32 protein-coding genes and 1 tRNA gene are annotated in these 26,899 nt (G+C 63.8%); 13 read left to right on the top strand and 20 right to left on the bottom strand.

The annotated features are described in order from the left end of the window. Positions 1-11: 11 nt before the first annotated feature. The gene (dnaA, locus tag L0C21_RS01060; protein WP_259276614.1) at positions 12-1,400 is read left to right on the top strand and encodes a chromosomal replication initiator protein DnaA; all 1,389 of its coding nucleotides are present in this window, start codon (positions 12-14) and stop codon (positions 1,398-1,400) included. Between the two features lie 235 nt (positions 1,401-1,635). Here the strand turns inward: dnaA and L0C21_RS01055 are convergent, their stop codons facing one another. Continuing rightward, positions 1,636-2,088: a YkvA family protein gene (locus L0C21_RS01055; RefSeq protein ID WP_259276613.1), complete on the bottom strand. Its 453-nt coding sequence runs from the start codon at positions 2,086-2,088 to the stop codon at positions 1,636-1,638. Between the two features lie 79 nt (positions 2,089-2,167). Here L0C21_RS01055 and L0C21_RS01050 point away from each other — a divergent pair, with 79 nt between their 5' ends. Continuing rightward, complete coding sequence (locus L0C21_RS01050) at positions 2,168-2,560, top strand: hypothetical protein (RefSeq protein ID WP_259276612.1); 393 nt, start codon at positions 2,168-2,170, stop codon at positions 2,558-2,560. Between the two features lie 71 nt (positions 2,561-2,631). Here L0C21_RS01050 and L0C21_RS01045 read toward each other — a convergent pair whose 3' ends face one another. Further along, complete coding sequence (locus L0C21_RS01045; protein ID WP_259276611.1) at positions 2,632-3,402, bottom strand: phospholipase A; 771 nt, start codon at positions 3,400-3,402, stop codon at positions 2,632-2,634. A gap of 206 nt (positions 3,403-3,608) precedes the next feature. Between L0C21_RS01045 and L0C21_RS01040 the strand changes: the two genes are divergently transcribed. After that, positions 3,609-4,019, top strand: a complete 411-nt coding sequence (locus tag L0C21_RS01040) for a hypothetical protein (RefSeq protein ID WP_259276610.1) — start codon at positions 3,609-3,611, stop codon at positions 4,017-4,019. A 232-nt stretch (positions 4,020-4,251) separates the two neighbouring features. Next, positions 4,252-4,803 (top strand): fasciclin domain-containing protein, encoded by a 552-nt coding sequence (locus tag L0C21_RS01035; protein WP_259276609.1) that lies wholly within the window; start codon positions 4,252-4,254, stop codon positions 4,801-4,803. A 62-nt stretch (positions 4,804-4,865) separates the two neighbouring features. Here L0C21_RS01035 and L0C21_RS01030 read toward each other — a convergent pair whose 3' ends face one another. Then, on the bottom strand, positions 4,866-5,177 hold the full coding sequence (locus L0C21_RS01030; protein ID WP_259278776.1) for a 4a-hydroxytetrahydrobiopterin dehydratase: 312 nt from the start codon (positions 5,175-5,177) through the stop codon (positions 4,866-4,868). Positions 5,178-5,251: 74 nt separating this feature from the next. Here L0C21_RS01030 and L0C21_RS01025 point away from each other — a divergent pair, with 74 nt between their 5' ends. Beyond that, entirely contained in the window at positions 5,252-5,650 is a 399-nt protein-coding gene (locus L0C21_RS01025) for a metallopeptidase family protein (protein WP_259276608.1), read from the top strand. Positions 5,651-5,715: 65 nt separating this feature from the next. Here L0C21_RS01025 and L0C21_RS01020 read toward each other — a convergent pair whose 3' ends face one another. Beyond that, a complete protein-coding gene (locus L0C21_RS01020; protein WP_259276607.1) occupies positions 5,716-6,423 on the bottom strand; it encodes an NAD-dependent deacylase in 708 nt (235 codons plus the stop codon). Between the two features lie 49 nt (positions 6,424-6,472). Here L0C21_RS01020 and dapB point away from each other — a divergent pair, with 49 nt between their 5' ends. Further along, complete coding sequence (dapB, locus tag L0C21_RS01015) at positions 6,473-7,249, top strand: 4-hydroxy-tetrahydrodipicolinate reductase (protein ID WP_259276606.1); 777 nt, start codon at positions 6,473-6,475, stop codon at positions 7,247-7,249. A gap of 229 nt (positions 7,250-7,478) precedes the next feature. Here the strand turns inward: dapB and L0C21_RS01010 are convergent, their stop codons facing one another. Continuing rightward, positions 7,479-7,961, bottom strand: coding sequence for a DUF2244 domain-containing protein (locus L0C21_RS01010; protein ID WP_259276605.1), 483 nt, complete (start codon positions 7,959-7,961; stop codon positions 7,479-7,481). Between the two features lie 75 nt (positions 7,962-8,036). On the opposite strand from L0C21_RS01010, the gene nth reads away from it, so the two are divergent. From nth to L0C21_RS00995, 3 genes are all read left to right on the top strand, one after another. Beyond that, positions 8,037-8,738, top strand: a complete 702-nt coding sequence (nth, locus tag L0C21_RS01005) for an endonuclease III (RefSeq protein WP_259276604.1) — start codon at positions 8,037-8,039, stop codon at positions 8,736-8,738. 108 nt (positions 8,739-8,846) lie between these two features. Next, positions 8,847-9,305, top strand: coding sequence for a DUF6491 family protein (locus L0C21_RS01000; RefSeq protein ID WP_259276603.1), 459 nt, complete (start codon positions 8,847-8,849; stop codon positions 9,303-9,305). A 114-nt stretch (positions 9,306-9,419) separates the two neighbouring features. Beyond that, positions 9,420-9,496: transfer RNA gene (locus tag L0C21_RS00995), tRNA-Arg, on the top strand. Between the two features lie 290 nt (positions 9,497-9,786). On the opposite strand, the gene L0C21_RS00990 is transcribed toward L0C21_RS00995, so the two are convergent. The 13 genes from L0C21_RS00990 to L0C21_RS00930 all read right to left on the bottom strand — a co-directional run bounded on the left by L0C21_RS00990 (position 9,787) and on the right by L0C21_RS00930 (position 21,134). After that, positions 9,787-11,397: a terminase large subunit gene (locus L0C21_RS00990; RefSeq protein ID WP_259276602.1), complete on the bottom strand. Its 1,611-nt coding sequence runs from the start codon at positions 11,395-11,397 to the stop codon at positions 9,787-9,789. Beyond that, on the bottom strand, positions 11,369-11,776 hold the full coding sequence (locus L0C21_RS00985; protein WP_259276601.1) for a phage terminase small subunit P27 family: 408 nt from the start codon (positions 11,774-11,776) through the stop codon (positions 11,369-11,371). The genes L0C21_RS00990 and L0C21_RS00985 overlap by 29 nt, the downstream gene beginning before the upstream one ends. 66 nt (positions 11,777-11,842) lie before the next feature. Beyond that, positions 11,843-12,133 (bottom strand): HNH endonuclease signature motif containing protein, encoded by a 291-nt coding sequence (locus L0C21_RS00980; protein WP_259276600.1) that lies wholly within the window; start codon positions 12,131-12,133, stop codon positions 11,843-11,845. Between the two features lie 189 nt (positions 12,134-12,322). Further along, complete coding sequence (locus L0C21_RS00975) at positions 12,323-13,960, bottom strand: phage major capsid protein (RefSeq protein WP_259276599.1); 1,638 nt, start codon at positions 13,958-13,960, stop codon at positions 12,323-12,325. Next, on the bottom strand, positions 13,947-15,167 hold the full coding sequence (locus tag L0C21_RS00970; protein ID WP_259276598.1) for a phage portal protein: 1,221 nt from the start codon (positions 15,165-15,167) through the stop codon (positions 13,947-13,949). The genes L0C21_RS00975 and L0C21_RS00970 overlap by 14 nt, the downstream gene beginning before the upstream one ends. A 114-nt stretch (positions 15,168-15,281) precedes the next feature. Beyond that, entirely contained in the window at positions 15,282-15,509 is a 228-nt protein-coding gene (locus L0C21_RS00965) for a hypothetical protein (RefSeq protein ID WP_259276597.1), read from the bottom strand. Further along, on the bottom strand, positions 15,502-18,051 hold the full coding sequence (locus L0C21_RS00960) for a DUF927 domain-containing protein (RefSeq protein ID WP_259276596.1): 2,550 nt from the start codon (positions 18,049-18,051) through the stop codon (positions 15,502-15,504). Before L0C21_RS00960 ends, L0C21_RS00965 begins: the two co-directional genes overlap by 8 nt. Before the next feature lie 8 nt (positions 18,052-18,059). Then, complete coding sequence (locus L0C21_RS00955) at positions 18,060-18,341, bottom strand: hypothetical protein (protein ID WP_259276595.1); 282 nt, start codon at positions 18,339-18,341, stop codon at positions 18,060-18,062. Continuing rightward, on the bottom strand, positions 18,341-18,703 hold the full coding sequence (locus L0C21_RS00950; protein ID WP_259276594.1) for a hypothetical protein: 363 nt from the start codon (positions 18,701-18,703) through the stop codon (positions 18,341-18,343). The genes L0C21_RS00955 and L0C21_RS00950 overlap by 1 nt, the downstream gene beginning before the upstream one ends. Before the next feature lie 2 nt (positions 18,704-18,705). Continuing rightward, positions 18,706-18,984, bottom strand: coding sequence for a hypothetical protein (locus L0C21_RS00945; RefSeq protein WP_259276593.1), 279 nt, complete (start codon positions 18,982-18,984; stop codon positions 18,706-18,708). A 216-nt stretch (positions 18,985-19,200) separates the two neighbouring features. Next, complete coding sequence (locus tag L0C21_RS00940) at positions 19,201-19,764, bottom strand: MerR family transcriptional regulator (protein ID WP_259276592.1); 564 nt, start codon at positions 19,762-19,764, stop codon at positions 19,201-19,203. Positions 19,765-20,025: 261 nt separating this feature from the next. Beyond that, complete coding sequence (locus tag L0C21_RS00935) at positions 20,026-20,478, bottom strand: hypothetical protein (RefSeq protein WP_259276591.1); 453 nt, start codon at positions 20,476-20,478, stop codon at positions 20,026-20,028. Next, positions 20,478-21,134, bottom strand: coding sequence for a hypothetical protein (locus L0C21_RS00930; RefSeq protein ID WP_259276590.1), 657 nt, complete (start codon positions 21,132-21,134; stop codon positions 20,478-20,480). The genes L0C21_RS00935 and L0C21_RS00930 overlap by 1 nt, the downstream gene beginning before the upstream one ends. A 71-nt stretch (positions 21,135-21,205) precedes the next feature. On the opposite strand from L0C21_RS00930, the gene L0C21_RS00925 reads away from it, so the two are divergent. From L0C21_RS00925 to L0C21_RS00915, 3 genes are all read left to right on the top strand, one after another. Further along, a complete protein-coding gene (locus L0C21_RS00925; protein WP_259276589.1) occupies positions 21,206-21,427 on the top strand; it encodes a hypothetical protein in 222 nt (73 codons plus the stop codon). Next, entirely contained in the window at positions 21,424-21,861 is a 438-nt protein-coding gene (locus L0C21_RS00920; RefSeq protein WP_259276588.1) for a PBECR3 domain-containing polyvalent protein, read from the top strand. The genes L0C21_RS00925 and L0C21_RS00920 overlap by 4 nt, the downstream gene beginning before the upstream one ends. A gap of 314 nt (positions 21,862-22,175) precedes the next feature. Beyond that, positions 22,176-22,436 (top strand): hypothetical protein, encoded by a 261-nt coding sequence (locus L0C21_RS00915; protein WP_259276587.1) that lies wholly within the window; start codon positions 22,176-22,178, stop codon positions 22,434-22,436. A gap of 547 nt (positions 22,437-22,983) precedes the next feature. Here L0C21_RS00915 and L0C21_RS00910 read toward each other — a convergent pair. Beyond that, positions 22,984-24,261 (bottom strand): tyrosine-type recombinase/integrase, encoded by a 1,278-nt coding sequence (locus L0C21_RS00910; protein WP_259276586.1) that lies wholly within the window; start codon positions 24,259-24,261, stop codon positions 22,984-22,986. A gap of 545 nt (positions 24,262-24,806) precedes the next feature. Here L0C21_RS00910 and L0C21_RS00905 point away from each other — a divergent pair. After that, on the top strand, positions 24,807-25,868 hold the full coding sequence (locus L0C21_RS00905; protein ID WP_259276585.1) for a polysaccharide deacetylase family protein: 1,062 nt from the start codon (positions 24,807-24,809) through the stop codon (positions 25,866-25,868). A gap of 4 nt (positions 25,869-25,872) precedes the next feature. On the opposite strand, the gene L0C21_RS00900 is transcribed toward L0C21_RS00905, so the two are convergent. After that, positions 25,873-26,778, bottom strand: a complete 906-nt coding sequence (locus tag L0C21_RS00900; protein ID WP_259276584.1) for a GNAT family N-acetyltransferase — start codon at positions 26,776-26,778, stop codon at positions 25,873-25,875. Between the last annotated feature and the right edge of the window lie 121 nt (positions 26,779-26,899).

Raw genomic sequence — 26,899 nt, 5'->3', positions numbered from 1 at the left:
ACGAGGGGCAAATGAACGGGGATCTAGGAGGGCAGGCGGCTCATACCGGCGATCCGTGGCAGACGATTCGGGACGTTCTGCGCGCGGAGTACGGCGAGCGCACCTTCGAGAGCTGGCTGAAGCCCATCACCTATGTGGGCGTTGAGGGCAGCGACGTTCTCCTCAGCCTGCCGACCCACTTCATGTGCGATTGGGTGAAGAGCCATTTCGCCGAGCGCCTGCGCGCCCTGTGGTCGTTCTATGTGCCGGGCATCCGCTCCGTGCGCCTGGTGGTCGCCCCGGCCATGCGCGGCGAAGCCTCGCCCGTTTTCCCCGCCAACGATTCGCACGCCAACGATACGGTGTCGGTCGATCCGACCGTCGAGGAGCCGGAACTTGGCGCGCGCCTTGAAGAGCGCTTCACGTTCGAGCGGTTCGTCATCGGCAAATCCAACGAGTTCGCCTACAACGCCGCGCGCCGCGTGGCCGAAGGCGGGCCGATCAACTTCAACCCGCTGTTCCTGCACGGCGGCGTCGGCCTCGGCAAAACCCACCTCATGCACGCCATCGGCTGGGCCGTGCGCCAGCAGAAGGCCGATGCCAAGGTGGTCTACCTTTCGGCCGAGAAGTTCATGGTCGCGTTCCTCGCCGCCCTGCGCCACAAGGACACCATCTCCTTCAAGCAGCGCTTCCGCAGCGTCGACGTGCTGATGATTGACGACGTGCAATTCATCGCGGGCAAGGAATCGACTCAGGAAGAATTCTTCCACACCATGAATGCGCTGATCGATGACGGCAAACGCCTCGTCATCTCGGCGGACCGCAGCCCCTATGATCTGGAGGGCATCGAGGAGCGGGTGCGCTCGCGCCTCCAGTGGGGCCTGGTGGCGGACATCAACCCCACCGACTACGAGCTGCGCCTCAACATCCTGCATGCCAAGGCGGAAGCCATGCCGGGCGTCATGGTCTCCCACGACGTGCTCGATTTTCTGGCCCGCAAGATCGTCTCCAACGTGCGCGAACTGGAAGGGGCGCTCAACCGAGTCGCCGCCCACGCCTCGCTCATCGGCCACCCGATCACGCTGGACTTCGCCCGGCAGGTGCTGGCCGACGTGCTGCGCGCCAACGACCGCAAGATCACCATCGACGATATCCAGCGCAAGGTGGCCGATTACTACAAGGTGAAGCTGGCGGACCTGCTCTCCGCCCGCCGCGCGCGCGACATTGCTCGCCCGCGCCAAGTCGCCATGTACCTGGCCAAGCGCCTGACGCCCCGCTCACTGCCGGAAATCGGCCGCAAGTTCGGCGGGCGCGACCACACCACCGTCATGCACGCGGTCAAGCGCATCGAGGAACTCCGCACCACCGATAGCGAACTGGAAGCGGATCTCGACCGCCTGTCCCGCCTGATCGACGGCTGATTCTTTCTCTTTCGAGATTTTTCTGAAGGTCTTTTTGCAGAGGGTCGCTCAGCCAGTGGCTTCGCCCCTCTGCACTCCCCTTCGTTTGCCGGAGGCGTTTCAGGTGCCTTCTGGAAACACGTCCGTTTTAGAAGACCTTGCTGGGACGCGACCTTCATCACACGCGCGGCCCGAAAAACAAATGGGAGGTGCAGGAGGGACACGTCCCTCCTGCAAAACCCTTTCTCGCCGGATATCAAAACAACCAGAAGCGCTTTTTCTTCGTCGGCTCCTCGGCGACGGGGGCGGGTTCATCTTCTGGGGAGGGCGGCAGGCCGAGGGCCTGGCGGGCCGCAGCCCGGTGGCTTGGCTTGATGTTGGACCCGACGATGCCGATGACGGCTGCGAGCACGGCGGCATCGTCCGTAAATCCGCCGAGGTGAAGAAGGAAATCGGGGATGACGTCGGTCGGCACCACGAAGTAGGCCAGCGCGCCCAACAGCATGGCCCGCACCCTGGGCGGCGTGTCGGGGTCGCGGGCGCAGAACCACGCGGCGACCAGCGTGTCGGCAAAGGGCAGGCGGCCGGCAAGGCGGCGGATCTTGTCCCAGAAGCCGGCGTCCACGGTTTCGGCGTTGCGCGCCTCATCCTTCACGTCGATGACGGGGATAGGCGTCAGGGGCGGTTCGCTCGCCCGGTCTTTCGGCATGGGCTTTGTTCCTCCTGGCCTGACAGGCATGTGCGCCCTACAACCCTTATGTAGGAACGCCTCGCCGGATATGAAATCGATGAGATTGGGCCCCCTCGCATTCCTTGCCCGCCGCCTCGGCCCGCTGCTGCGCCGCCGCCCCAGGCGCGAGACGGTGCTGTTCACCGAGGATCATCTGGTACTGGTCTGGCCCCAGCGGGGCGAGGAAGCGGTGGCGTGGGATGCCATCAGCCACATCGCGCTGCGGCGGATGGAGGGCGCAGCGGGGCCGGAGGGGCTGTTCGTCTACGTGGTGGCGGGGCGGGAGCGTCTGGTCATTCCCCCGTCGGCGGACAACAGGCAGGCGCTGCTGGGTTTTGTGCGCGGCCTGCCCGCCTGCGATACGGCGACGTTCGACCGGGTGCTGGCAGGCGTAGCGCCGGAAACCGTGCCTGCAGGGCTTGTCACCGTCTGGCGGCGGCCTGGGGGCTGAGCTTTCTCAAGCGTTCAAGGCCTTGTTGCAGGGGGTCTTGGCCCCCTGCAATCGAACAAAACCGAGCCGCCTTACCGCACGATGGCGAAGCCGATCCGGAAGCGGGTGTCGCGCCGGTTATAGTCCAGCAGGTTCTCGCCGTAGCCGGTGAAGGCCTGGCCGAAGAGGTAGAGGTTGAGGCTGGTGTCGATGATGCGGTCGAACGGGTAGGACAGCTCGGCGTTGATCGATGCCCGGCCGGACTGGAAGCTGAACCTCGTGTTGGTGGAGAGGCGCAGGCCATCGTCGTCGCCGACCTCGACCAGCAGGCCGGTGTTGCCCCGGTAGCGCTTGATGTCCGGGTTGTCCTTGAGGCTGCCCACATAAACCTCCACCAGCGGGCCGATGGAGAGGCTGTAGTCGTCGCCCACCGGCAGGGTGGCCACCGGCTGCACGTAGAGGGTGTTGATGCTGCGGGAGTCCGCGCCGTCGCGTCCGTTGGAGGCGTGGCGGATGCCGAACTGGCCGCCGAGCGAAAGCCCGTCCGCCACCTGCTGCGCGGGGATGAGGTAGAACAGCTCCGGCATGAAATCGATGTTGCGGAAGGGGGAGGAGTTGGCGCTCCAGTCCCAGAACATGCGCTGGGTGTAGCCGAAGTGAATGCCGTTCAGCAGGGAGTGGCCGGGGCCGACCGCGCCGGGATTGCCGAACAGCTGGTACTTGAAGCTGAACTGAAGCCGGATCTCCGTGTTGGTGCCCGGCCCGTAGGCGGCGTAAATGGGCGCATAGGCTGACAGGTTGCCGATGTAGGCATTGCCCGTTTCCGGCTTGGCGGAGGGAACGGGGAGCCAGCGGGGGCGCAACGTTCGGTGCGGCTGGCGCCTGCGCTGTTGCTTGCGCTTCCGTCCCCTGCTGCATGGCAAGCGCCGTGCCGGCCTCAATGGTGGGAAGCGCGAAGGCCAGGCCGGGCGTGTCCTGTTCCCTCAGGCGCAGCAGCGCGGTCCCGCCTTGGGAAGCGCCTTCCGGCAGGGGCAGGGTATAGCGCGCCTGGGCGAAGCCGCCGGGGGCAATGGCAAGGGTTTCCGGCGTTTCCTTGGTGCGGATCAGTTCAACCGGAATGCGCCGGCCTTCCACCTCCAGCGTGGCGGCCATCCGCGCGGGAAAGTCCTGCCGCCCGGTGGTCGCCCCCGTGTTCAGCACGGTAATCTCCACCACAAGGGTGCCTGCCGCCGGCGCGGGCTCTACGGCGCTCACCAGCATGCGTGCCTTGGCGGCCAAGGCGGCGGAGGCCGCCATCGGTATGGCCAAAGCGGCGGAGGCCGCCATCGGTGTGACCAAAGCGGCGGAGGCCGCCATCGGTGTGGCCAAAGCGGCGGAGGCCATCGTCAGCGCGGCAAGCCAGCTCAGGCTCAGGGCTTTCATCGATTCTTGTCCTTATTCCGCAAGGGGGCAGTGTCGCGGACACGACAGGAATGGGTAAGAACCCCTCCGGCTCCGCACGTCAATTGGCGACTGGCCAGCAGGTGCTTGGCAGCAGACGAGGAGTGACGGCGCAACATCCGGTAATTCTTTCTGCTGGTCGCCATTAATTCAGCTGACAGCAACTTAATTCGTTATAGGGGTGTCATAAACATGGCCAGGGTCGGCCTGGCCGTGCAAGGGGAGAACTTCCCCTTGCAGTGCACAACCATACGTAGCTTTAGGTTCTTTCCATGCTGAACGCTTTAATCCGATTCGGGATCGTCGGTCTGACGGCGGCCTCAGCGCTTGCTGCTCCCGCTGCCGTGGCGCAGGAGACGGACCAGCAGGCCGGGGCCGTGTCGGCGGCATCGGCTGCTGCTGAGCAGGCCAATGTGCTCGACATCATCAACGGATCGGCCAACTACAGTGTCTTTGCCAACCTGCTTCAGAAGTCAGGTCTGGCGGGCGTGCTCGCCGGTCGGGGGCCGTTCACGGTTTTCGTGCCGTCGAACGAGGCCTTTGCCAACCTGCCGGCCGGCACCGTTGACTGGCTGCTCCAGCCCCAGAATAAGGCCCGGCTCGCGGAACTGGTGACCGCGCACATCCTGCCGGGGCTGATCTCCTCCAACCAATGGGGCGCCAGCACCCACCTCGGCATTACTTTGGGCGGCAATCCTCTGGCCTACGTTGGTGGCCAGCAGGAGCGGGTCAACAATGCCCCGGTGATGGCGAAGGACATTCGCGCCGCCAACGGCGTCGTGCATGTGGTGGGCGCGCCGCTGAAGCTGCCGCAGGCCGGCTAGGCGGTTACCCGTCGCAGGCGAAACAGCGCCGGCCGGACCCCCCTCCGGCCGGCGCTTTGCCGTTATGCGCCAGTCGCCCCTTCCGCACCCGCGATGCGGTCGATGGCCTTGGCGAGATCCACATCCCGCCCCGAGAGGCCTTTCACGTCGTGCGAGGTGAGGAAGATATCGACCCGGTTATAAACATTGAACCACTCCGGGTGATGGTCCCGCTTCTCGGCCGCCAGCGCCACCCGGGCCATGAAGCCGAAGGCGGCGTTGAACGACTTGAAGCGGAAGCTCTTGGCAATGCCGTCCCGCACGGCGTCATGGGTCCAGCCCGCAAGGGCGCTCAAGGCTTCCTGCCGCTCGGCCTCCGTCAGCTTTTCCTTCATGGCGTCATTCTCCATCGCGCCCTGTCGATAAACAGGCATTGCCGAAACGGTTCCGGCACCATATCTGCCCCGTGATGCAACGCTCAACACTCCCTCCGGCTCTGGCCGATATCGAAGCGATGGCCCGCGCGGCGCTGGAGCGCCTGCCCGAGCCGTTCCAGACCTGGCTGGCGGATGTGGTGCTGCGGGTGGAAGATTTCCCCGACGAGGATGTGATGGACTCGATGGGGCTGGAGACGCCCTTCGATATCCTCGGCCTCTACCAGGGCTTTCCCATCGGGGAGAAGTCGGTGAGCCATTCGGGCGCGCTGCCGGACATTATCTTCCTCTACCGCCGCCCGATTCTCGACTACTGGGCCGAAACCGGCGAGTCGCTGGAGGATATCGTCGTCCACGTGCTGGTCCACGAAGCCGGGCACCACTTCGGCCTGTCCGACGAGGACATGGAACGCATCGAAGCTTCGGTGGAGTGAGTTTGGTTTTGTTTTTCGCAGGAGGTTATAGACTCCCTGCAAGGAAAACCGCGTAGCGGAAAGCGTTACCCGCCCAGCACCTCGTCCACGAACGCGGGCACCAGCTTTGAGGCCGGGCCGTGGCGGGTCTCAGCGAACAGGCGGCTGCCTTCGGAGGGGTCTAGGTTCAGCTCCAGCGTGTGGGCGCGCCCATAATGGCGGACGAGGGCGACGAATCCGGCGGCGGGGTAGACGTTGCCCGAGGTGCCGATGGAGACGAACAGGTCGCAGGCGCTGAGCGCTGCGTCGATGCGCTCCATCTGGTAGGGCATTTCGCCGAACCACACGATGTCCGGCCGCAGTCTGCCTTCCCGGGCGCAATGGGGGCAGCGGCTGGTCTCAAGAATGTCGTCTTCCCAGAGGGCGCGGCCGTCGCAGCCCAGGCACCAGGCCTTTTTCAGCTCGCCGTGCATGTGGAGCACGTTCTTCGAGCCCGCGCGCTCGTGGAGATCATCGACGTTTTGCGTGACGATGAGCAGGTCGCCATCGAACGCGTCTTCCAGCTTTGCTAAGGCCTGGTGGGCGGGGTTGGGCTCCACGGTTTTAAGCGCCGCGCGGCGCATGTTGTAGAACTGGAGCACCAGTTCGGGGTCCCGCGCGAAGGCTTCAGGCGTTGCCACGTCCTCCACGCGATGCCCTTCCCACAGGCCGTCGGAGCCGCGAAAGGTCGGAATGCCCGATTCCGCCGAGATGCCCGCGCCGGTCAGCACAACGATCGATCTGTACTTTGCCATGGCTTGCTTTTAACCCTGCCGGGCAAGGCTTCAAACAGGAGAGATGGGCATGGCGGTACGAATCGGCATCATCGGGGCAGCGGGGCGCATGGGCCATGCCCTGGCCGAGGCGGCGCTGGCGCAGGATGGCGCGGTGCTCGCCGGGGCCATCGAGCGGCCAGGCCACCCTGCCAATGGCCAGCCGATCTTGCCGGGCTCCGATATTCTGATTCGCGACGACGCGGCGGCGGTGGCAGCCGAATGCGACGTGCTCATCGATTTCTCCGCCCCCGTGGCGCTGGCCGCCTCGCTGGCTTTGGGCAAGCCGCTGGTCGTCGGCACCACCGGGCTCGAGGCCAGCCACCACGCCGCCATTGACGCAGCGGCGAAGGGACAGGCCGTGCTCCAGTCCGCCAACATGAGCCTCGGCGTCAACCTGCTGGCGGCGCTGGTGAAACAGGCCGCCGCGCGTCTGGGCGATGATTGGGATATCGAAATCCTTGAGATGCACCACCGCCACAAGGTGGATGCCCCCTCCGGCACCGCGCTGCTCTTGGGCCGCGCCGCCGCCGAAGGGCGCGGCGTTGACCTCGAAGAGAAGTCCGTGCGCGTGCGCGATGGCATCACCGGCGCGCGCCGGGCAGGCGACATCGGCTTTGCGACCCTGCGCGGCGGCTCGGTGCCTGGTGACCACACGGTCATGTTCGCCGCCGAGAACGAGGTCATCGAACTCTCCCACCACGCCCAGTCCCGCGCCATCTTCGCCCGCGGCGCGGTGCGCGCGGCGCTATGGCTCACCGGGCAAAAGCCGGGGCGCTATTCGATGAACGACGTGCTGGATCTGTGATTATCTGATTGGTTTTCAAGGTTTTTGCGGGGGTCTTAACCCCCGCGCCCCCTTTCGTCAGGAGGGCCGTGTCCTTCATGGAGGGCGCGGCCCTTGTCTTTGAAAGGGTTGGATTGGGACGTGTTCGTCAGGGCTGGCGCAGCGTTCCGGTTTGCACCGCCCAAAAAGGACCGGGAGGTGCAGGAGGGGCAAGCCCCTCCTGCGAAAAGAGAATCATCCCGAGATTCCCTCACGCGTAGCGCAGGGCCTGGTCGCGGCGGGCGAGACCATCCTCGATGACGGCCTTGATCTCGCGGCGCTCCTCGGGCGTCAGGAAGCCGCCCAGCGCCAGCTTGCGCCCGTGGGAGCGCAGCCACAGCTTGTTTTCGTCCTCGCCGAAGGTCTCGAGTTCCAGCCGCACCCAGTAGGGCTGGAAGCTCACTTCTTCCTCGCGGCCTCCGGAGGAGACGCGGCGGATGACGAGGGCGTCTTCGTCCAGCTGCACTTCCTCGTATTCCTTGCCCGAGGCGTAGTTGAGGCGGAAGGCGCCGTAGAGCAGCGCGGCGTCCAGCACGAAGAAGAAGGCCACCGGCCAGGCGCCGATCATCAGGAAACGCAGGGCGCTGAAGGCGGAAATGATCGCCACAATAACCATCATGCGCTTGAACTGCCGCACCGTCAGCGACCGGTGCGGGTATAGCCGTAGGTTGAGGAAGAAGGTATGACCCATCATATGCCTCACGATAGCGCGCGGCGCCGGGGCTTCAAACCGGACAGGGCGTCAAACCTAGGGTAGCTGATCGTCACAATGAAACCCTCTGATATCGAAGAGATGTTCCGCCGTCTGTCGGCCGCGAACCCCGAGCCCAGGACCGAGCTGGAATACACCAACCCCTATACGCTGCTGGTGGCCGTTGCCCTGTCGGCGCAGGCCACGGACGTTGGCGTCAACAAGGCAACAAGGGCGCTGTTCGCCAAGGTCTCCACCCCCCAGCAGATGCTGGATCTGGGGTTGGAGGGCTTGAAGCAACACATCAAGACCATCGGCCTGTTCAACACCAAGGCGGCCAATGTGATCGCCATGTCCGAGATTCTGGTACGCGAGCATGGCGGCGAGGTTCCGCGCGACCTGGCGGCGCTGGAGGCGCTGCCGGGCGTGGGGCGCAAGACCGCCAATGTGGTGCTGAACGTCGCCTTCGGAGAGGAGACCTGCGCGGTCGATACCCACATCTTCCGGGTGTGCAACCGCACCGGCCTTGCGCCGGGCAAGACGCCGCTGGCGGTGGAGCAGGGGCTGATGAAGGTGCTGCCGAAGACCTACCGGCGGCACGCCCATCATTGGCTCATTCTGCACGGCCGCTACACCTGCAAGGCGCGCGGCCCCCTGTGCGGGGCCTGCCCCATCAGCGACATCTGTGAGTGGCCGGAAAAACCGGCCTTCGGCGGTCCGGCATTGCCTGCGTCGTCCAGGGTGCGGGCGGGCGCCAAGGCCAAGGCAGCGGTTCATTAGACTTGTTAAGCCTGTTCATCCACGGTTCAGCGTTCAGTCCGCGTTCAGTTGCAGGGGCGTAGCTTTTGCCGAACGATGGACAGGAATGTTCGCGTAAGGGGAGTTCACATGGCAAAGCCGTATCTTGGTTTTCTGCTGGCCGTTCCACTGGCGCTGGTGGGCGGCTGCGCCGCCTCTGCCGGCAACACGGGGGCGCAAAGCGCGAATGCGCCGGCCGCCCAAACCGCGGCAAAGCAGGCAGGCGGTCCCCAGACGGTGGACTGCATTGACCTCATCCGCATCGACCGCACCGAGGTGCTGGATGACCAGACCATCCTCTTCCACATGAAGGGCGGTAAGATCTGGCGCAACCGTCTGCCCTACAAGTGCCCGCAGCTCGGATTCGAGAAGGCGTTCAGCCACAAGACCACCATCAGCCGCCTGTGCAGCATCGACACCATCACCGTGCTCAACACCACGGCGCGGATGCCCGGCGCGACCTGCGGCCTTGGCGAGTTCGAGGCCTACACTCCGCCGCCGAAGGGTGAGAAGGGCGATGCGGCCAAGCCCGAGGGCGAAAGCCGCTAGCAGGTTCGCCCGCCAAACGGGCTCTGCCGGCCGCCCAAGTGGCGGCAGGCGCAAATTTCTGCTTGGCCGAAGGGCCCTTCTTCTGATAACGGAAGGGCCGTTCGCTTAGGCGATGCACCCGTAGCTCAGCTGGATAGAGCGTTGCCCTCCGAAGGCAAAGGCCACACGTTCGAATCGTGTCGGGTGCGCCACCTTTTTCAAGGACTTAGAGCGAACAACTGCCCCGCTTGGATCGGCGCAGGAATCATATAGGAAGCAGGCGAGAGCAAATGCCTGCCGGGCGAACCGCCAAGGATTTCCGCCCTGATTGTGCGCCTCCGCCGCCATTATCTCCCAGTTCAACCTTGATGTTTTTCGCATGGAACGCGGGGAACATGGGGAACAAGACGCGCAAGCGTCTGATTTTACAGAACTAATGCTTCGATCTGGGCTGTTCCCCCGCCCCGCAATGTGAGGGGAACGCAGGGAACAGCCGGGCGAATCAGATGAACAGGAAGCCTTCTTCGCGCTGCTCGTAGGGCGAGGGGGCCGATTCATTGGCCAGCACTCGCCCGATAGCCATTGCTGCTGCCACCGCGCCGTCAATGCGTCCCCGCGCTCGGTCCTTGGTGAACTTCTCGTTTTCAGCCGCATCCTTGTCAGCCACCACGTTGGCGAAGCACATCCGCAAGAGCGGGTTCCCGCCGTGGCGAAAGTGACCGCTGAGGATTGCCCGCTTCAGTTCCTTCACAGGGGCGGCCATGCTGGCAAAGCCTTGGCCGAACTGGTTGATCGTAAACCCCTCTGCCTGAAGGGCTGTGCTGACAGCCGTGGAGTTCCAGCGATCAATGGCGATTTCCTGAACAGCATACCGTTCGCCGAGGGCGGTGATGTGATCCACGATGGCGGAGTGATCCACGACGTTGCCGGGCGTGAGGGTGAGATGTCCTTCTTCTGCCCAGCGCAGATAGTCGGCCTGGTCGCGCTCTCCCTTCTTGGCGATGCCCGCCTCTGGCAGAAAGAACATGGGCAGCACGTCATACCGCCGGGCCTCGCCATCGCCGTCCGGAAACACGGCTACAACCGCCGTCAGATCCTCGACGCTGGACAGGTCCACACCGATCCAGCACGGCCGCCCCATGAGCTGGTCGATCGGCGTCATTGCCTCGGCTGTGTCATACACATCCAGCGCCAGCCAGGGGTTTGCCGCACCCTCCTGCCACTGGTTGAGGTGGAAGCGGCGGAAGTCGGCAATCTCAGCCGGGAAATGTTCGATCCTGCGGGCCTTGATCCGCAGTTCCTCAAGCGAACAGAAACCGGCCTCGATGGCAGGGTTGGCAGCGTGCCAGGCGGCTTCATCTCGCCAGTCGGCCGCCGGGTCAGCGGCAAAGATGATCGGGGCGAAGCTTGGGTCCTCCACTTCGCCAGAGGCCACCTTCTGGGAGTACTGCCACAGATCCCACGCAAGACCGCCTTGCCCCTCGCCTGCGGTGGAAATGACAACCGTGAGCGGGTTTGACCGCTTCACCATAGAGTCGGTGACGGTCTTGAACAGCTTGCGGCCCTCTCCCAAGGGCCAGGCATGGATTTCATCGGCCAGGAAGAAGGACACGTTCAGGCCGTGTTTCGAGTAGGCTTCCGACGAGATGGCCTTCAGCGTGCTTTTGGTGCGAGGATGGATAAGCGTCTTCCGGCTCTCAACCGGGCGGACCAGGCTGGACAGGGTATCGTCCTGCAGAACAAACTGGTGGGAGGAGTTGAAGGCGATGCTGGCGTTTTCGCGGTCAGCGGCGGCCATGACGACCTGTCCGCCAGCCTCCGCCTCCGGCCCCATGAAATGGGCGAGGGCGAGCGCACTGGCCAAGGTTGTCTTGGCGTTGCCGCGAGGAATCCAGATGCAAGCCAACCGTACCTTGCGGCTCCCGTCTTCGTTGGACGGACCATAGATGCGGCGGATCACGGCCTCCTGAAAACTGTGCAGGTGGAAGGGGCGACCGGCAAAGTCTCCTTCCCACAGGCGCAGGCGTCGGACGAAACGGCAAATCCGGTCTGCTCGGCCTGTCGGGTCAGGATAGAGTGCTGGATCAGGCGAGAAGATCGGCCCAGTCGTCATTTTTGCGTCCTTCGTCCTTTCCTTTCGAGCCGCGGCGGTGCGGGGTGAGGCCGAGTTCAGCCGCAAGCAGGCGGGCTTCCCGCATGGCGGCGCTCTGCATTTTGAAGGCTGGATGGGGTTTGGGGCCGTCTTCGGTATCGATCAGCCGCCCATCGCGGCCCATGATCTCCTCGCATTCACGCACCACGCCGACGGCTACGCAGTAGCTTTCCAGCGTTGCCAGCGTGTCCGAGGACAGCAGATTTCGGCCGTGCAGTTCCGGGGCAGCCCGCTTCCATTCAGCCTTGGCCTGCGGCGTCAGCCAGGCTGGTGCGGACGGGCATTTGCCGCGCACGGTCCCGCCATCGATGACGGTGAGCTTCGGCTTCCTGCCCTTCATTTTAGAAAACTCCCAATTTCCGAAAGATTGCGCGCAAGATTGGGTGGCGGTCCCTGGCCAACTCGCTCAAAATTCGAAGCTGCCCCCTCCTTCTGTGACCGGCCGGCCGAAGCCGCCATCATGCTGGGCCGTCTTGCGGCTGTGGCACCGGCGGTTCATGGGCTGCCAGTTGGCTCGGTCCCAGAAGAGGCCCATGTCTCCCTTGTGGGGTATCCTGTGATCCACAACGTCAGCCACCTGGCCGCACCCACAGATGCACAGGCGGTTGCGAGGCAGGGCGAGCCACGCCTTGCTTTCCCGCTGCCACTTCCGGTCATAGCCGCGTGCCCGCGCGGAAGGACGCAAAGCCTCGGTCATGGCCTTGCATTGAGGGCAACGGTTGCCGGTGTAGGGTGGGTGCCCCCTCGGGCAGTGCTTGGGTGGTGCCCAAGGCATCGCGTCATCCTCTCAGAACTCTGTGCTTCAGAGGCGATACCCTCGGTAATGTCGAGGGTATCCTTTGCTTCAGGTGGGTCAGGGCGCGGGCCAAGACCCGCGCCCAGCCGATCAGGCAGCCGCCATGCGAAGGAACTTGATGGCTTCCGCCTTCACCACGCCACCGGCCACGCGGCGGCGGGCATGGAAGCGCACCTGGCCCTTCGTCTGGATTGAGTAGGGATCCCGCAGCACGGACAGGGACACGCGGTCAAAGATGCGGAAGCCCTGCCGGAAGTCGCCGAAAGCAACGGGAACCGTGCCTGCGCCAAGGTCCGGCATGTCAGGCATCTCGACAACCGGGCGGCCAAGGATGGTCGGGGGATTGCCTTCGGCAAGGGAGTCCCGCCACAGGTAATCGCCGGATGCGTTCTTCAGCTTGCGAACCACGCCGATGGTGCTGCGGTTCATAATCCACGTTCCGTTGGCCGCGTAGAAGCCCGGCAAGGCATGGAACAGGTCAATCAGCTCATCAGCCGTGATCGCGTTGGCCGCTGCCGCCTCAAGGGCAGTAATGCCAGCCGTGTTGAGGAGGCCGCTCGGCTGCCCGGCGCCGGTGCCGTTGATGAATGCCGCGCCCTCGGCCCGGCCGAACTCTTCGGCAAAGTCCGAGGAAAGCTCAGCCTCCATGTTGAAGGCGCTGTCTTCCAGCAACTGGTTGGAGATGTCCACATAGCAGCCCAGCTCATAGACGGTCAGGGTCTGCTGACCGTAGCTGGGCTGGGTGCTGTCACGGTCATCTGTCTCGCCTTCCCACTTGGCGGTGAGCGTGCCGGTGCGCTTGGGGAGCAGAATCGAGCTGCTCGAAGCCTGGCTGATCCGGGCGAGTTGCCGCATGGGGCTGAACAGCACCAGGTTCTTGATAAGCTCGCGCTGGAATTGGTCAGGGACTAGATAGCCTCCGGCGGTGTCGGCAGAGACGGTCAGCGCCTTGGCTTCCAGCGGGTCCATGCGCTCGAGGCCGCGGCGCAGGAACGAACCGAAGGCCTTGCCCTCAAGTTCGGCCGGTGCCGACTTCACTTCGGGGGCGATGCCGCCGGGGCGGTTCAGCTTCTGCTCGATGCGCGAAGCGGATTTGGCAACATCCGTGATGCTGGCCTCCACCGCCTTCAGGCGGGTGTCGATACCGGCCACGCTTTCTTCAATGGCGGTGACGCGCTCTTCAATATCGGTGTCGCCCGCTTCGGGCGCGGGGTTCTGTTCATTGCGATCCATGCTGTTTCTCCGTTCATGCGCCGCGCCCATCGCGGCATTCTTCACGCTGGTGATCCGTGCCCGTGTCGCGGCAGGGATCGTCACCAACGAGATTTCGTAGAGGTCCACGTCTTTCAGGATTCGGCCGCCGCCAGGGCGGGGGTCAGACGCCCGCGTGCGGTAGCCAATGGAAAGGCCATTCAGCGCCCCGGCCTTCAGCAGGGCATAGGCTTCCTGCCCCCGGCGGGTTTCAAGGATCAGGCGGCCAGTCACGACAAGGCCCGCGCTGTCCTCCCGCACGTCCAGCCAGATGCCGATGGGTTCGGCCAGATCATGATGCCACAGCATCAGGGGCACGGTTCCCGCCGCCTTGTGCTGGGCGAGGCTTCGGGCGAACGCGCCCTTAGCGATCACGTCGCCGTAGCTGTCCGGCTCATCGTTGAACAAGGAGGCATAGCCGGTCAAAACCCCGGCCTCGCTGGTGGACAGCTTCACTTCAAGGTCAAAGCGATCCATCGCGGGCCTCCGGCTTGCGGGCGTCTTCGGTGTTCATCGGCAGGCGGAACTGATCGCCGCCAGCGTAGGGCGGGCGGTTCTCAGCGGCGCGTACTTCGTTCGGGGAAAGCAGGCCGTTGGTGACGGCCTTCGCATAGGCATCGAACCGGGCGGCCAGATCGGCACGGGCAAGATCGTCGGTCAGGAACTCTGCGTAGTACTGTGCTCGCTCATCTTGCGTCAGGAGAGAGCGACGGATTGCCCCTTCCCAGCACTTGAGCCACGGCAGCAGAGTCAGGGACAGGAACTGCTGGCCCATGTGTTCGGCATTGTTGTGAGTCGTGCGCTCCAGTTCCTGAAGCAGATGGAGCGGGATGCGAAAGACGCGGGCAATCTCCGCCAACTGGTGCCGGCGCATTTCCAGAAACTGAAGATCCACGGAGTTGAACTGGAGCGCCTGGAAGTCCATCCCATCTTCGAGGATCAGCGTCTTGCCCGCATTGGCTCCACCGGAGTGAGCGGCGTTGAAACTGTCCTTGAGGCGGCGAAGCGCCTCCGGACCCAGGGTCTTGGCATATTTGAACACGCCGCTAGGCCGCGCACCGGAGCCGAACAGCCGCGCTCCGTACTCCTCCATGACAAGGGCCAGCCCGATCGCTTCCTTGGCCTGCATGATGGGAGACAGGCCAACATGCGGAGCGGTGCCGAGGGTCCGCAGGTGGAAGATCTCGGCGCGGTCATAGACGCGCTGGCTGCCGTCTGCTGCCGTCACGCGGTAGAAGGGTTCGAGCGTCGCCGTGTCGATCTCCACAGTGACGCACGGAGAAGGCAGGGGAATCAGCTCGGCAATCTGTCCATCGACGCGGTTGATATAGGCGTAGGCGTTGCCGTGCAGGCAGAGGGCCGTTTGCAGGTACAGCTTGAACTCGAAAGCCGAAGTCCAGTCGTTGGCCTGGCCGCTCAGCAGTTCTTCAAGCGGGTGGTTGCTCGCCCGCTCCTTGCCGCCGCCGGGAAGGCGCTGGAACAGGTGCAGGGGCAACTGGGCGACGGATTCGGAGATGACCTTCACGGCCGCATAGACCGCTGGGCAGCGCATGGCCGTCTCCGGTGTTACTGCAACACCAGAGGCCGCTGGACTGCTTCCGAACAAGGCGAGAAGTTCGGAAGAGGGATTGGCCAGTGTTCCCTTCTCTTCCAGTCTAAGAAGCTTCTTGAGGCGATCAATCATTTCCGTTCACAAGCAGTTGCTGTGAACTAGATTTGCCATTATCGTTGCGATCTAAAGGAAAAACGGCCACGAAGGCCGCCTTAGATTTTCCGGAGTATTCCAGAACATTCCCGATTATTCTTGGTCACTCTGTCCGTATTGCTCGGAGCCGAACACTTCCTGCCATGCGCGAGCCTCCGCTTCCTGGCGCGGAAGGCCGCCGTCAAATTCCATGATGGCGGCTCGCTCCTCGTAATCGTCCAGTAGGTCTGCGTCACCTATGCCTACGCCCTGCGGCGCAGGCGTCAGCGGGGTCAGGCCCAGCCGCCGGGCGAGCGCAGCAGCTCCGCTCAGGTCAATCATGCTCTTCCTCCCCTTGGCTGTCGCCAAGGATGTGGGAAGCGATGACGTAGCAGCGGTATGTTTTTGACGACATCGGCAATCGCACGTTCCGCTGGGGCTTGCCTTGCTCGCCAGCCTTCAGGATGCCGTGCTTCAGCAGCGTGCGTGCCACAAGCGACGGGTCAAAGCCCTTGCAGATTTCCGACCGCCACACCTCTGGCAGCACGATATATTCGGTGCCCCCAGCCTTATCCCGACGGCGAAAACCGGCGCGATCCACAATACGGGTTTCAATCGGGTTGCCGAAGCCATCCTTGGGAGCCAATTCCCCCATCGGCTCGAACCGGGAGGATCCGTGCAACTCGATGAAGCGCCGCACCGCCGCCAGCGCCTCCCGCTCTTCTGCGGGTTCGGCCCCGCCTCGCGCCTCCAGCCAGTCGGAGAAGCACTTTGCTGCCGCATGGGCGGCCTCAAGTGGCTGCCAACCGACAATGCCGAATTGGATGGCAAGCTCGCCGGCTGCCGCGACAAGGCCAAAGCGGGCCAGCACCCGCCGCACCTGTCCATCCGCAAAGGGAGGGCAATGCGCCTCAATGAATTGCTGCTGGATGTTCTTCACCTCGCCTGGAATTTCATCGCGGCCTCGCACCAGGGCGTGCAGAAAGGTAAGGGAGGCATGCCCGAAGTGTTCGCTGACCGCTGCCTTCAGATGGCGGGCGAGCTCGTCGGCAGACGGGAAGCCATGCAGATTCTCGAAGATGCCAAGGCCCGCGCCGGCATCGGCCGGAATGTCGGTGACACGGACTTCCTGACCGGCAGCAGCGCGGCCGCCGCGCCCGTCCTCCGCCATCTTGTCAGCCAGGCTGATTTCCCCGGTTGAAAGGAACAGTGTGCGCCACCGCAGCGCCCGGCGTGCCTCTCCATTCCGGCCGGCGCGGGTTTTCCCCTGGCCGTTGGCCAGCATGTAGGCACTCTGTCCAACCTCCCGGCTATCGCACTGGCCCATCTCGTCCAGCAGAAGCACGGTGTCGCAGTGCATCGCCGCAATGGACTCAAGGCCGTTCGAGGTGGCCCGCCATGAGCGGATGAAATCCCTGCCACCCCAGACGGAGCCAGCCACTTGCAGCGCCGTGGTCTTGCCAATGGATGACCCGCCCCGGAAGTGGAAGCCGCCCGATTCCGTCTCTACGAGTTTCAAAAGCGGGCCGGCCAAGGCTGCGCTGATCGCGAAGACGAGGCGGGAGTTTCCGACCGCCAACGCCGCAACGCTGCTCTGCCAGCCATCCAGCGTGCCGCCCACCCGGTAAGGATCGGTTGCATAGGCATCACTCTGATACAGCACCCGCTCGCCATCATTGCCGAGGGTTATGGTTTGACGGGGCAGCACAAAGGCCTGGCTGCTCCAGCCAAGGTGGCTGACACACCGCGCCTTCTCGGTGGGGCGGGCAGTTGAAATCATCTCGTGCAGAGCCTCGCGTGCGAAGCGGCCCGGCGCGAGAATGAGGCCGAGGCTGAGCAGCCGCTCCCGGTATGCGCTGCCGTCGCCTGCCAACATGGACATGGGCATTGCCCACTCCTTGCTTCGTGCGTCGCGATCCGTGACCCTGAGCAGCCGCCCCCAGTCCTCGCCATCGTCGTTGCGGGTGTCAGCCACCACTTCGAGGGACGAACAGAACCAGCGCCACTCGACGGTGGTTTGTCCGGTCTCCTTGTCCACTTTCTCGATGCGCTTCTCGACGCCAAGTTCGGTCAGGCGAAACGGCCAGCGCCAACCGGACGAGGCTTCAGCAGTGTCTTCTTCATCATCATAAGGGTAGGGCGAGAAGAAGTGGGGGTGGCTGGCCTGCGCCTCCGCTACCGCCTCGGCGGTCCAGCCCTCTTCTAGGGCGTCGGCCAGATCCCAGCCCTTGGGAATATCAGCGCCTCGGGGCAACCTTTCACCGTTGCGCCAGATCCAGTCCGCCAGTTGATGCGGCGCAAGATGCAGGATTTCGGCAGCGCCAGCCTCACGCAGCAGCGAGGCCACGTTGTCGCCAAACCGGGTGCCGGGTTCGTCGTTGTCCGTCGCAATGATGACCTGCCGCCCGGCCAGTGGCGTCCAGTCGGCCCTGTGAGGGGATTGGGCACCGTTGGGCGGGGTTGTTGCAATCATCTCAGGAAAGAGAACCGTCGCCGCGTCCGCCGCCTTCTCCCCCTCCGTGACGATCACGGGCGCGTCAGGGCGGGCCAAGATTTCGTGCAGCCGATAAAGGGGGCGCTGGCCCTCGATGCCCTTGGCGCGCCACTGCCGTCGGCCGTTGCCGAGGTCGCAGAAGGTGAGGGGCAGATACACCTTCGACGGAACACCCTCTACGTTCTGGTAGTCGAAGCGGGCGATGTAGAAGAGGAGCTGCCCTTCGGCATTGTGGTAGGACCACCTCTTGGTGGGAATGCCGAACTCCGGGTGGCGGAACTTCACCTCGGGGGCATCATCCGGCACCGGCAGGATTGGCCGCCGATTATCGCTCCGGGCGGAGGCTCCCTGCAAAGATGCGATTTCCTCTGGCGTCAGAGGAGAAAACATGTTCATATTCATACACCTAGCATGGAGGCAAGGGAGCGGGCGGCCTCGGCCTGGCTCACACCGGCCAGATAAGCGGCCAGGCTGATCGGATCGCCGCCCCTGTCTCCGGTTGCAAAATCCGCCCACTTTCCTGTTCGCATGTTCACCCGGAAGCTGCCGGGGGTGCGGTCAGCGCGCCTTGGGTTGCGGGCGGTCCATTCATTGCCGACGCACCGGCCATCCGGCAGCCAGCGCGCCACCAGAGACGGCAGCACGGCTAGAGCCGCAGCGTTGATGCGGGCGTAATCCATCAGTGTGTCGCCTCCCGCCGCATCCGGACATAGATGGCGCGGAGCCATGCTTCCTGTGCTTCGGTCGGCTGGCGGCCACAAACAAGGTGGGCGGCCACGCTTGTGACGAACTCCCTCTCCCGCGGCGCAAGGCGGCCGTGGTCGTTGTCCCGGCACCAGATAGCCACTTCCTCCCACGTTTGAGGATCGCGGCTAAGTGCGGCAATGGCTTCCAAGGATGAGGCCAGATCGTGGAAGTCCAGGCCGGCGCTTTTCAGCGTGCGCTCGATGGCACGCACCGCCGCCAGCGCCTCGCCGTCGTGATTGGTGCCGAGCAGGGGCAGCAGCTTGGTCAATTTCGGGGCCACGGCTTCAAGGCTCATGCTCACTCCTCCGAAGTGCTGCTGACCGGGGCGGAAATCTTGGACGCCACCCAGCGGTCCAGTTCTTCAACCGGGTAGAGGGGGGTGCGATTGATCCGGCTGTACCTTGGGCCGCCGCCCACCGACGCCCACTTGCTCAGGGTTGCGGGGGCTACCTCGATGCCATGCACCAGGCGCAGATACTCCGAGGCCTCCCAGCGGCGGAGGCGCGGCTTGCGAAGGGCTGGCGGCAGGCAAAGTGCGGCCGTTCCCGCCGAAGCGGGCTTGGTGATCTCACCCATGTTTGGTCTCCTGCTAAAGGAGCAGTGGGCTGCCGGTTATCCCGATGCGTGCCCCGTGTTGCTCGTCATGTTCCGGTTCCCCCATGAATTGTTGCGGCGTTGCCTTCCTTGACCCTTGATATGCCCCGCTCTTTCGAGCGGGCCGCCCCCAGGGAGGAAAGCTTTTCGTTGTTGGCTGCGCCGCGTCAGCCTCTCGGAGCAGGGGGCGGGGAAATCTCAAATTTCTTGGCCTTCCCACCATTCAACCGTAGCGATGGGCTTCTGGGCGCGGCTTCGCAGATTATTGCCAAGTGCCATCAGGTCGAGAACGATAGTGACGGCAGAAGCCTCTGGGCTCAGTTGCTGATAAAAGCTATTCAGATCATCGACCGCATGGATGCCGCCCGGCGCGGGCAGGATGATGCCGAACCGTTTGGTCGTGAATGCAAGCGGCCGGCTTTCTCGATCAGCAATGTCTTCACACCAAGCTTGGTATCCTTCGATGGTTTCCCAAGCGGCCTCATTGGCCATCGCGTGCTGGGTGACGTGCGATGCCATTGCTGACAGCCAAGCTCCAACCCGCTGGGGGCCAACTCCTTGATCGGACAGGGTCCGAAGAATTAGTAACTCGGCCACCTCAAACAGAGTGAAGCGCTGCCAGCCCTGGCCTTCGCGAGGCGGGATGAATCCGCGCCGCCGCCAATCGCGAATGGTCGCGGGCTTAATGTTGGTGATCGCCTCAACCTCCATAGGGAGGAAGCTGGCGTGACGGAATTCAGGGATTCGGATCGTATCGGTCATAAGCGTGTTATCTCCCACGCTTGTTGGCGTGTCAATAGAGCGTTGTATGCACCGCGCTTTTTTTGCAAGCCAGCCGTAGCCCTGATCCACTTGCCTGCTCCTACTGGCCGAAGAACGCCCATTGGACGGGGGTTCCGACGGGGGTTTTAAGGGGGGGTATTCGGCTAAGGATGCCGCCTGAGCCGACGCCGTTTTTCGGTGACTGCCGAATTACAGGCAGGGGTGTCAGTTGAATTGACATCCCCGCCCGGTGCAGCCCCCTCAATGCGTTGCCTTGGCAAGCCGCCGCGCGTCGGTCAGGGCTGACCAGATCAATTTCTGGTAGTAGTCGAGCGCATCGATGTCATCCGCAGTCAATTCGCGCTCGCCGAGAATGGCTGCGTCAATCATCGGCTCATGCCAAGTGTGATGCACGCCAACCCACAGCTTTGCCGCAATGCCTGCGGGCGTGTAAGCTGGCTCGCGCAACATGGCGTCACTGGCCGCATCCATGCGGGCGTAAAACTGGTCGTTGTCCCGATCAGTATTGGTAATCGGCGCGTCGCGCAGTTCACGAAAAGCCACGCAGTATGTGTCAAACGCCGCCAGCAGTCGGGCATCCGGGTTGTCATGAACCGCAGCAGGAAGCGCCGCGGCAGGCAGTGCCATAATGGACGAGGCGGCCAGCAGGCCCAGCACGGCCCGCCGATTCGCAGAGGTTGTCTGAATGTCCATCACGCCCTCCCTCCGGCCCACTCGGCCTCTGCTGCAAGACGGTTCAGGTCTTCAACGACAAGGCGCTTGTCCTCGTTGACCGGACAGCCCTCGCCATCATCGCCCCACAGCAGGCGTAGCTTGTAGATGGCCGCCTGAAGATCGGGCGCAGGCGTTTCCAACAGGCGGCGGCGGGCTGCGCTGTGCCGATCCTCTGCCGCTCCACAAGCCACCTCAATCTCTTCGCAGTTGCGTCTCGCTTTGATTGCTGTCGCTTGCCGGTGCCACTCATCCCACAAAGGAATCAGATCCCTCCGTGCCTCGGCGTAAGCAACCCCCAGAAGGGTCCATTCATACAGGCAGGGTCCGCGCAGTTCATTCTCGCTGCCAAAAGCTACAGGCAGGGTGCGTTGGGAGCCATTGGGGAACTGCACAATCTTGTTCATCTGAAGCGGCGGTGTAGGCGGAAGATCGTCAAGATAGGCCTCGATTGCTGCATCGTTGCGAGCAATTGCAGCCTCAAGCTCGGCCTCTGCCGCTTCGTATTCGGCCACCGCCGCCCTCCAGGCCGATCGGTCAGTTGTTTGCGCCAGTGCGGCGGGCGCAGCGATCAAAGAGGATGCTGCCAGAATGCCGAGAACTTCCCGGCGTGATGTGTTAAGGCATGGCTCAGCCATGATCGTCTCCTGGTAAGACGGTTGGTGGTTAGAGCCGAGGGGAGGCGGCAACCTCCCCTTGGTTCGCAACGGTGATATCACTCACAACACTTGCCGTCAACACCATTGTCGGTTATATCACCTACATGGCTATCAACCGCGAGACCACGACTCGAAAACTTGTTTCTCTGTCGCACGAGAAAGTGCGGGAGATTGAGGGCTATCGCTTCGAGAACAGGATCAAAACTGAATCCGAAGCTATCCGCCGCCTGATCGACCTCGGCCTTGAGGCGAGCAAGCGCGAGCAAAAATGAGCAGTCCTCGCCCGGTTGCGCCTCGCCGTCCCGCAGCAGCGAAGCGCAAGTACCCGGCAATCATTGTTGGGCCGCTACCCGTAGACAAGATCAATGGCGCGCTGGGCACCGAACTGGAGCCCGGCGTGGTTTCGGTCAGCCCCGCCTGTCACAGACACATCGCCGAAGACCACCCCGACGATTACCCGCACATCATAGCCGCAATCGCGGACATCGTGACCGGGCCTTTGTACGTCGGGCAGGATCCCAAACACGCCGACAACTTCTATGTTGTGCGTCGGTTGCCTGAAGAGGCACCGAACCCCTACGGTCTGGTGGCTATCGGCTTCGAGCGGAACAAAGAGGGCGGGTATAGTGTGAAGTCTGCCTATACCATCAACCAGGTCACGGTAGATAAGCGAAGGGCGGCTAGACGCCTTCATCGCATCCTGTAATAAAAAGGGAGAGCCTAGGCTCTCCCTTGAATGGTTTGAGCGCGTTGCAAAGCGCGATCTCTTGGCTCGAAGCCTCTACTCCACTTGCCGAAGCCAGTGAAGTGTGTGGGTAGCGGTTCCACCTCTCAAACCAACTTGTCGACACTTTATCAAACTTGGTTCCAGAGTCAACTTTCGGTTGACGCCTTGGTTCCCGGGCCCGTCTCGCTTCGTCATCGCACGGCACAAGCCTCCAATGCCTACGCCAGCGCCGCTTCCGTTCGTGCTTTTCGAAGTGTTAGGCTGGCGCTGCTCAGCAGAAGAGGTAGGTAGGCATGAGCGAAGCAATCACATTCGATAGATCAGACTGGCGCGACCTCACCGGGGCCGAAAAGCGGGCGCTGCGCGCCTTCTCTCGGGTCGGGATCGACTTTGAGCCGCTGGCGAAGGCGGTGGGCGTCGGCCAAAAGAGCATGGATGCGCTGATAGAAAAGGGGCTTGCTGTTGAAGGCAAACCGTCTCTGCACGGGCGTACCTTCAAGATCACGGAAAAGGGCTGGCTGGCCGTCGAATGGCTTTCGGGCCGCCGGGGGTGATCGTCGTGGCCTTGGCGATAGGGGGTGAGGCAAGGGCCAGCCCCATAAGCCAGGTCAACGCGTGCAAAAAATGCACAGGTTCGCCAAGGGTGTCCACAATATGGACACCCTTTTTGTTTGCCTGAGGCTCACCAAAGCCACCCATTGGTGAGGGTAAAGGTGAAGGCCTTGATGGGGCCGTGCCCCTAAGCTTAACTTAGCCTGGCACAGCTTGACCCTCCACAATGGAGAGGGTCGGCTGATGCCGTCCATACTGTGGACGGCAGGTCACGCATTGTCACGCCGCGTCACGCATAGATCTTGGGCGCGGTTTCCGCCGGCTCTGGCGAAAACCCAAGGCCTGCCGTCGGCAATTCCGACACCAGCTGGATGGGGGGCGAACACGCATCTCCTGACGGTTGCCCGGCCTTTTCTTTGTTCCCTAGTGTTCCCTAACCTCTATCATATATAGGGAACAGAAAATCCGTATATAGATCAGCCAGTTAAAGGCGGTGTTCCCCGTGTTCCCCATGTTCCCCGGAAAAATAGATGTTCGCGTGAGGCATTTTCAGCCTCCCTGCGCCCGGCGCGGAAGAGGGACCACCTTTCCTTCGGCCTTAGTCATCATGCTGTGGATGGTCCGGGCCACCTTGTCGGCCGCCGCGATCAGCACGCTGTCGAGGTGATGGACATAACGCGAGGTCACGGATCCGGCTGAATGCCCAAGCAACGCCGCCACAACGCTTTCCGTGAAGCCGAGGTCCGCCGCCACACTGGCAAGGGAGTGGCGCAGCGTGTGGGGCGTCACCCCCTCCAGCTTGGCCCGGTCCATCACACGCCTCCAGGCGCGAGCCATGCCCCTGAAGGCTCCCTCGCCCCTGATGGCGGTCAGCACAAACGGGTTGCCGTCCTCCGGGGCGATCTGCTCGATCACATCAAAGGCAGCCCGGCCCACCGGGCGGACCGATGCCCCCTCCTTGGAGTCTTCCAGCCGGAAGCAGCCGCCTTCCTTGTCCACCTCCGCCCACTTGAGGTTCTGAATCTCGCCCAGGCGGCATCCGGTGAGGGCCAGCAGCCAGATGGCATAAAGCCCCTGTTCCGTCTCCCGGTCTGCCGACGCCGCTGCCAGCGCCTTGCCCAGCGCCCGGTACTCATCGACACTCAGTCGCCGCTGCCGTCGGTTATCGGCCGGGCGCTTCACTCCGGTTGCCGGGTTGAAGGGGATAATGCCTTCCGCCACTGCGAAGGAGAGGATGCCGCCCAGCAGCCCGGCTGTGCGCGCCGCCGTGCCTGCCCCTCCCTCCACCACCGCCTTGCCACCCTTGCGCTCAGTGGTCACGACTGTGGCCGTCTTGCCGGCGGATACGTCCCGAATGAAGCGGTTGATGTCAGCTTGCGTCAGATCGCGGACCAGCTTCTTGCCCAGCAGGGGTTTGATATGCCGCTCGATGCGGCCCCGGTCGCTGTAGAGCGTGGATGCCTTCTTCGGTTGCCGGCGCTTGCCCATGACAAGCCCCTTCTCGGCAGCCTTCAGATAGTCGTCGCAAAGCTGGGTGACGGTCAGAGACTTGCGGCGGGTCTGCTTGTCCTCCTGCGGATCCTCACCCCGAGCCACCTGCCCCAGAATGACTCGGGCCTCCTTGCGGGCCTCCTCGACGGTCAGGGGGCCATGCGCTCCGATCTTCATGCGCCGAAGGCGGGTGCCAGCCCTATACTGGGCCACATAGACCTTCTTGCCTGTGGGCCACACACGCACCCCGAAGCCGGGCAGTTCGTCATCCCACTCAAAGTAATCCTTGTCCCGCGGCTGAAGGGTGTCGATCAGCCGCTTTGTGAGCCTTGCCATGCTGCCCCCTTTCAATGGCCTTTCAGGTTACAGGAATCATATAGGAATCACGCGGCGGAATATTCCGGAGTTTTCCGGAGTTTTCTCGCGCCTGCTCCATGCCCTGTTTTTCCAAAGAATAGAAGGGCTTGGACAAGCGGGGAAAGGTCGGGAAAGTTCGGGAAAGCCCACGGTCGCCGCCCTCCGAAGGCAAAGGCCACACGTTCGAATCGTGTCGGGTGCGCCACCTTTCCTTTCTTCCTGCGCCTGCCTGGTTTTTCTGCGGTCACGCTTCGCGTGGGGCGCGGCGTGCTTTCGCCTTGGGTAGACCGGCGAACCTTAGACCCCAGCTTGGTTGACAGGCAGGCCGGTTTTCATGGGATAATCATGAAAGCGTAGGGCCCTGGTGATGGCCCTGCCGCACGCTGGTTTTCTTTCCCCGTATCGCTTTCTTCCCGTTCCGAGCATCGAGACGTCATTCATCGATTGGTGGCCGTCGCTTGGTGGCGCTTGCGTGGTGGTTCCTCCCTGAAACCCACGTTCCCGAATCCCATGGCGGAGAGCCTATGACGGGCGTCTTCATCACCATCGATACGGAGCTGTCGCTGGGGCGGCACCTGCAGGGCCTCACCCCCAGGGTCAACCTGCTGGAGTCGGTCTTTGGCGTCTGTGGCGACGGCACCCTCGGCATTTCCCACCAGATCTGCCGGCTCGACGCCTATGGCCTGAAGGCGGTGTTCTTCGTCGACCCCATGCCGGCGCAGGTGTTCGGCCTTGATCTCCTCAAGCGCATCCTCGCCCCCATTCTGGAAGCCGGGCATGAGATCCAGCTGCACATTCACACGGAATGGCTGCCTTACCTGCCGTTCGATCCGGTGGGCGGGCGGCGCGCCGCCAATATCGGCAGCTTCAGCTACGAGGACCAGCTCGTCCTCCTCAACATGGCGAAGGAGTTGCTGGTGGCGGCCGGCGCGCCGGAGCCTCTGGCTTTCCGGGCCGGCAACTACGGGGCAGACGACAACACCCTGCGCGCCCTGGCCCGGCTGGGCATCCGCTACGATACCAGCTTCAACCCAGGTTATCTGGGGGATCGGCCCCGGCTGTCCCTGCCGCTCAGCGTCGTGGAGCCGGTTCTGCATCACGGCGTCGTGGAGTTTCCCATCAGCTGCATCGCCGACCGGCCGGGCGGGCTGCGTCCCGCCCAGCTTTGCGCCCTGTCGGCGTGGGAGATGCGGGCCGCGCTGCGCCATGCCGCAGCCTCAGGCCAGCGCTATTTCACCCTGGTCTCCCACAGTTTCGAACTGCTGAGCCGCGACCGGCAGCGCGCCAACCGCACGGTGGTGGAACGGTTCGAGCGCCTGTGCGCCTTCGTTGCCAACCCCGCCAGCGGGCTGCGGGCGCTTACCTACAGCCAGGTCGATCCGGCAACTCTGGGGCAGGCGCGGCCCACTGCACGCCTGTCGCCCAACCTGCTGCGAACGGCCCACCGCATGGGCGCGCAGCTGCTGGCCTCGATCCGCTATGAGCGGGCGACGCGCCGGCCCGCGCCGCCGTGGCCGGTCGCTCCTCCCCCGGCCACGCCTGCGCGCGCGCGGGCCCGGCAGCGGGCGGAGGCGCGCCGGATCTGACGCGCTATTTCCGCCGGCTGCGCGATCGCCGCTTGCGGATCTGCGCGGCGGCTTCCCGCGCCCGTGCCGCCAGCAGGGCGGTCCTGCCGCCAAGGCTCGGCGCGAAGGCGATGACATCGATCAGGGTTGAGGCCGGGCGCGCGCCCCAGCCCGACTTGTAGCCGGAATCGCCAAGGCCGATGTTCACTTGGCTCAGCCCGCGCCCGAAGGCATCGAAGATCAGCTGCTGATAGATTTTGGAGCCGGTGCTGAACTTCGCCACCCGCTCGTCGAAGCTGTTGGCAATGACATAGCGGGTGCTGCCGGAATCGAGCGTCAGCGCGAAGCTCACCGGCGTGCCGCAGTGGTCGATCAGCCACACGTTGACCGCCTGGTTAAACCAGGGATCGTCCATCAGCTGGTTCCAGTACCGCTCGTTGCGCGCTCCAAGGAAGCGAGGCTCACCGGTTTGGGCCACCCACGAGGCGGCCTCCACCGCCCGGATGTCCGCAAACACGCTGGGCCAATCGCAGCCTGCTCCATTGAAATGGCGCAGTTCGGTCTTCCCGGCCTCGTTCAGCTTGCGCCAGTAATAGTCCACCTTCTTGCGGCGGTTGCTGCTCAGCCCGGCCTGATAGGCCTCAAGGCCGCCGGGGTTTTTCAGCACGAACTCCACCCCCACCCTTTGGCGCAGCAGCCGCCAGCCGCCACGTTCCAGCGCCGGCAGCAGCGCCGTCAGCATGGCGTCGTCGTGCGGCACGGGGCCAAGGCGTAGCCCCACCTTGGCCTTCATGGCGCGCAGGGCCGCCTCGCAGGCCGGGGCCAGCCGGTCCGGCGCGCCGCAGTAGGGGATGCCGCGCGAGGGAAAGTAGCCGCCGCACAGGGAAGCGAAGGGAAAGGGGCCAACCCGCTGGGTGCCCAGCGGCAGCACGCAGGCGGCATCTCCGCCGTCCGCAACGGCGATGTAGCGAACAGGGGGCGCCAGTTGCGGTCGTCGCCGAAGGCGGCTTCCCAGGCCTGATACCAGGCGGGCCTCAGGAATTGCCGGTCGT

The sequence above is a fragment of the Pedomonas mirosovicensis genome (genome assembly GCF_022569295.1).
In the GTDB taxonomy this organism is placed as follows: domain Bacteria; phylum Pseudomonadota; class Alphaproteobacteria; order Sphingomonadales; family Sphingomonadaceae; genus Pedomonas; species Pedomonas mirosovicensis.
Note: the sequence above shows the minus strand (reverse complement) of the source record. Positions and strands in the feature narration are given on the sequence as shown.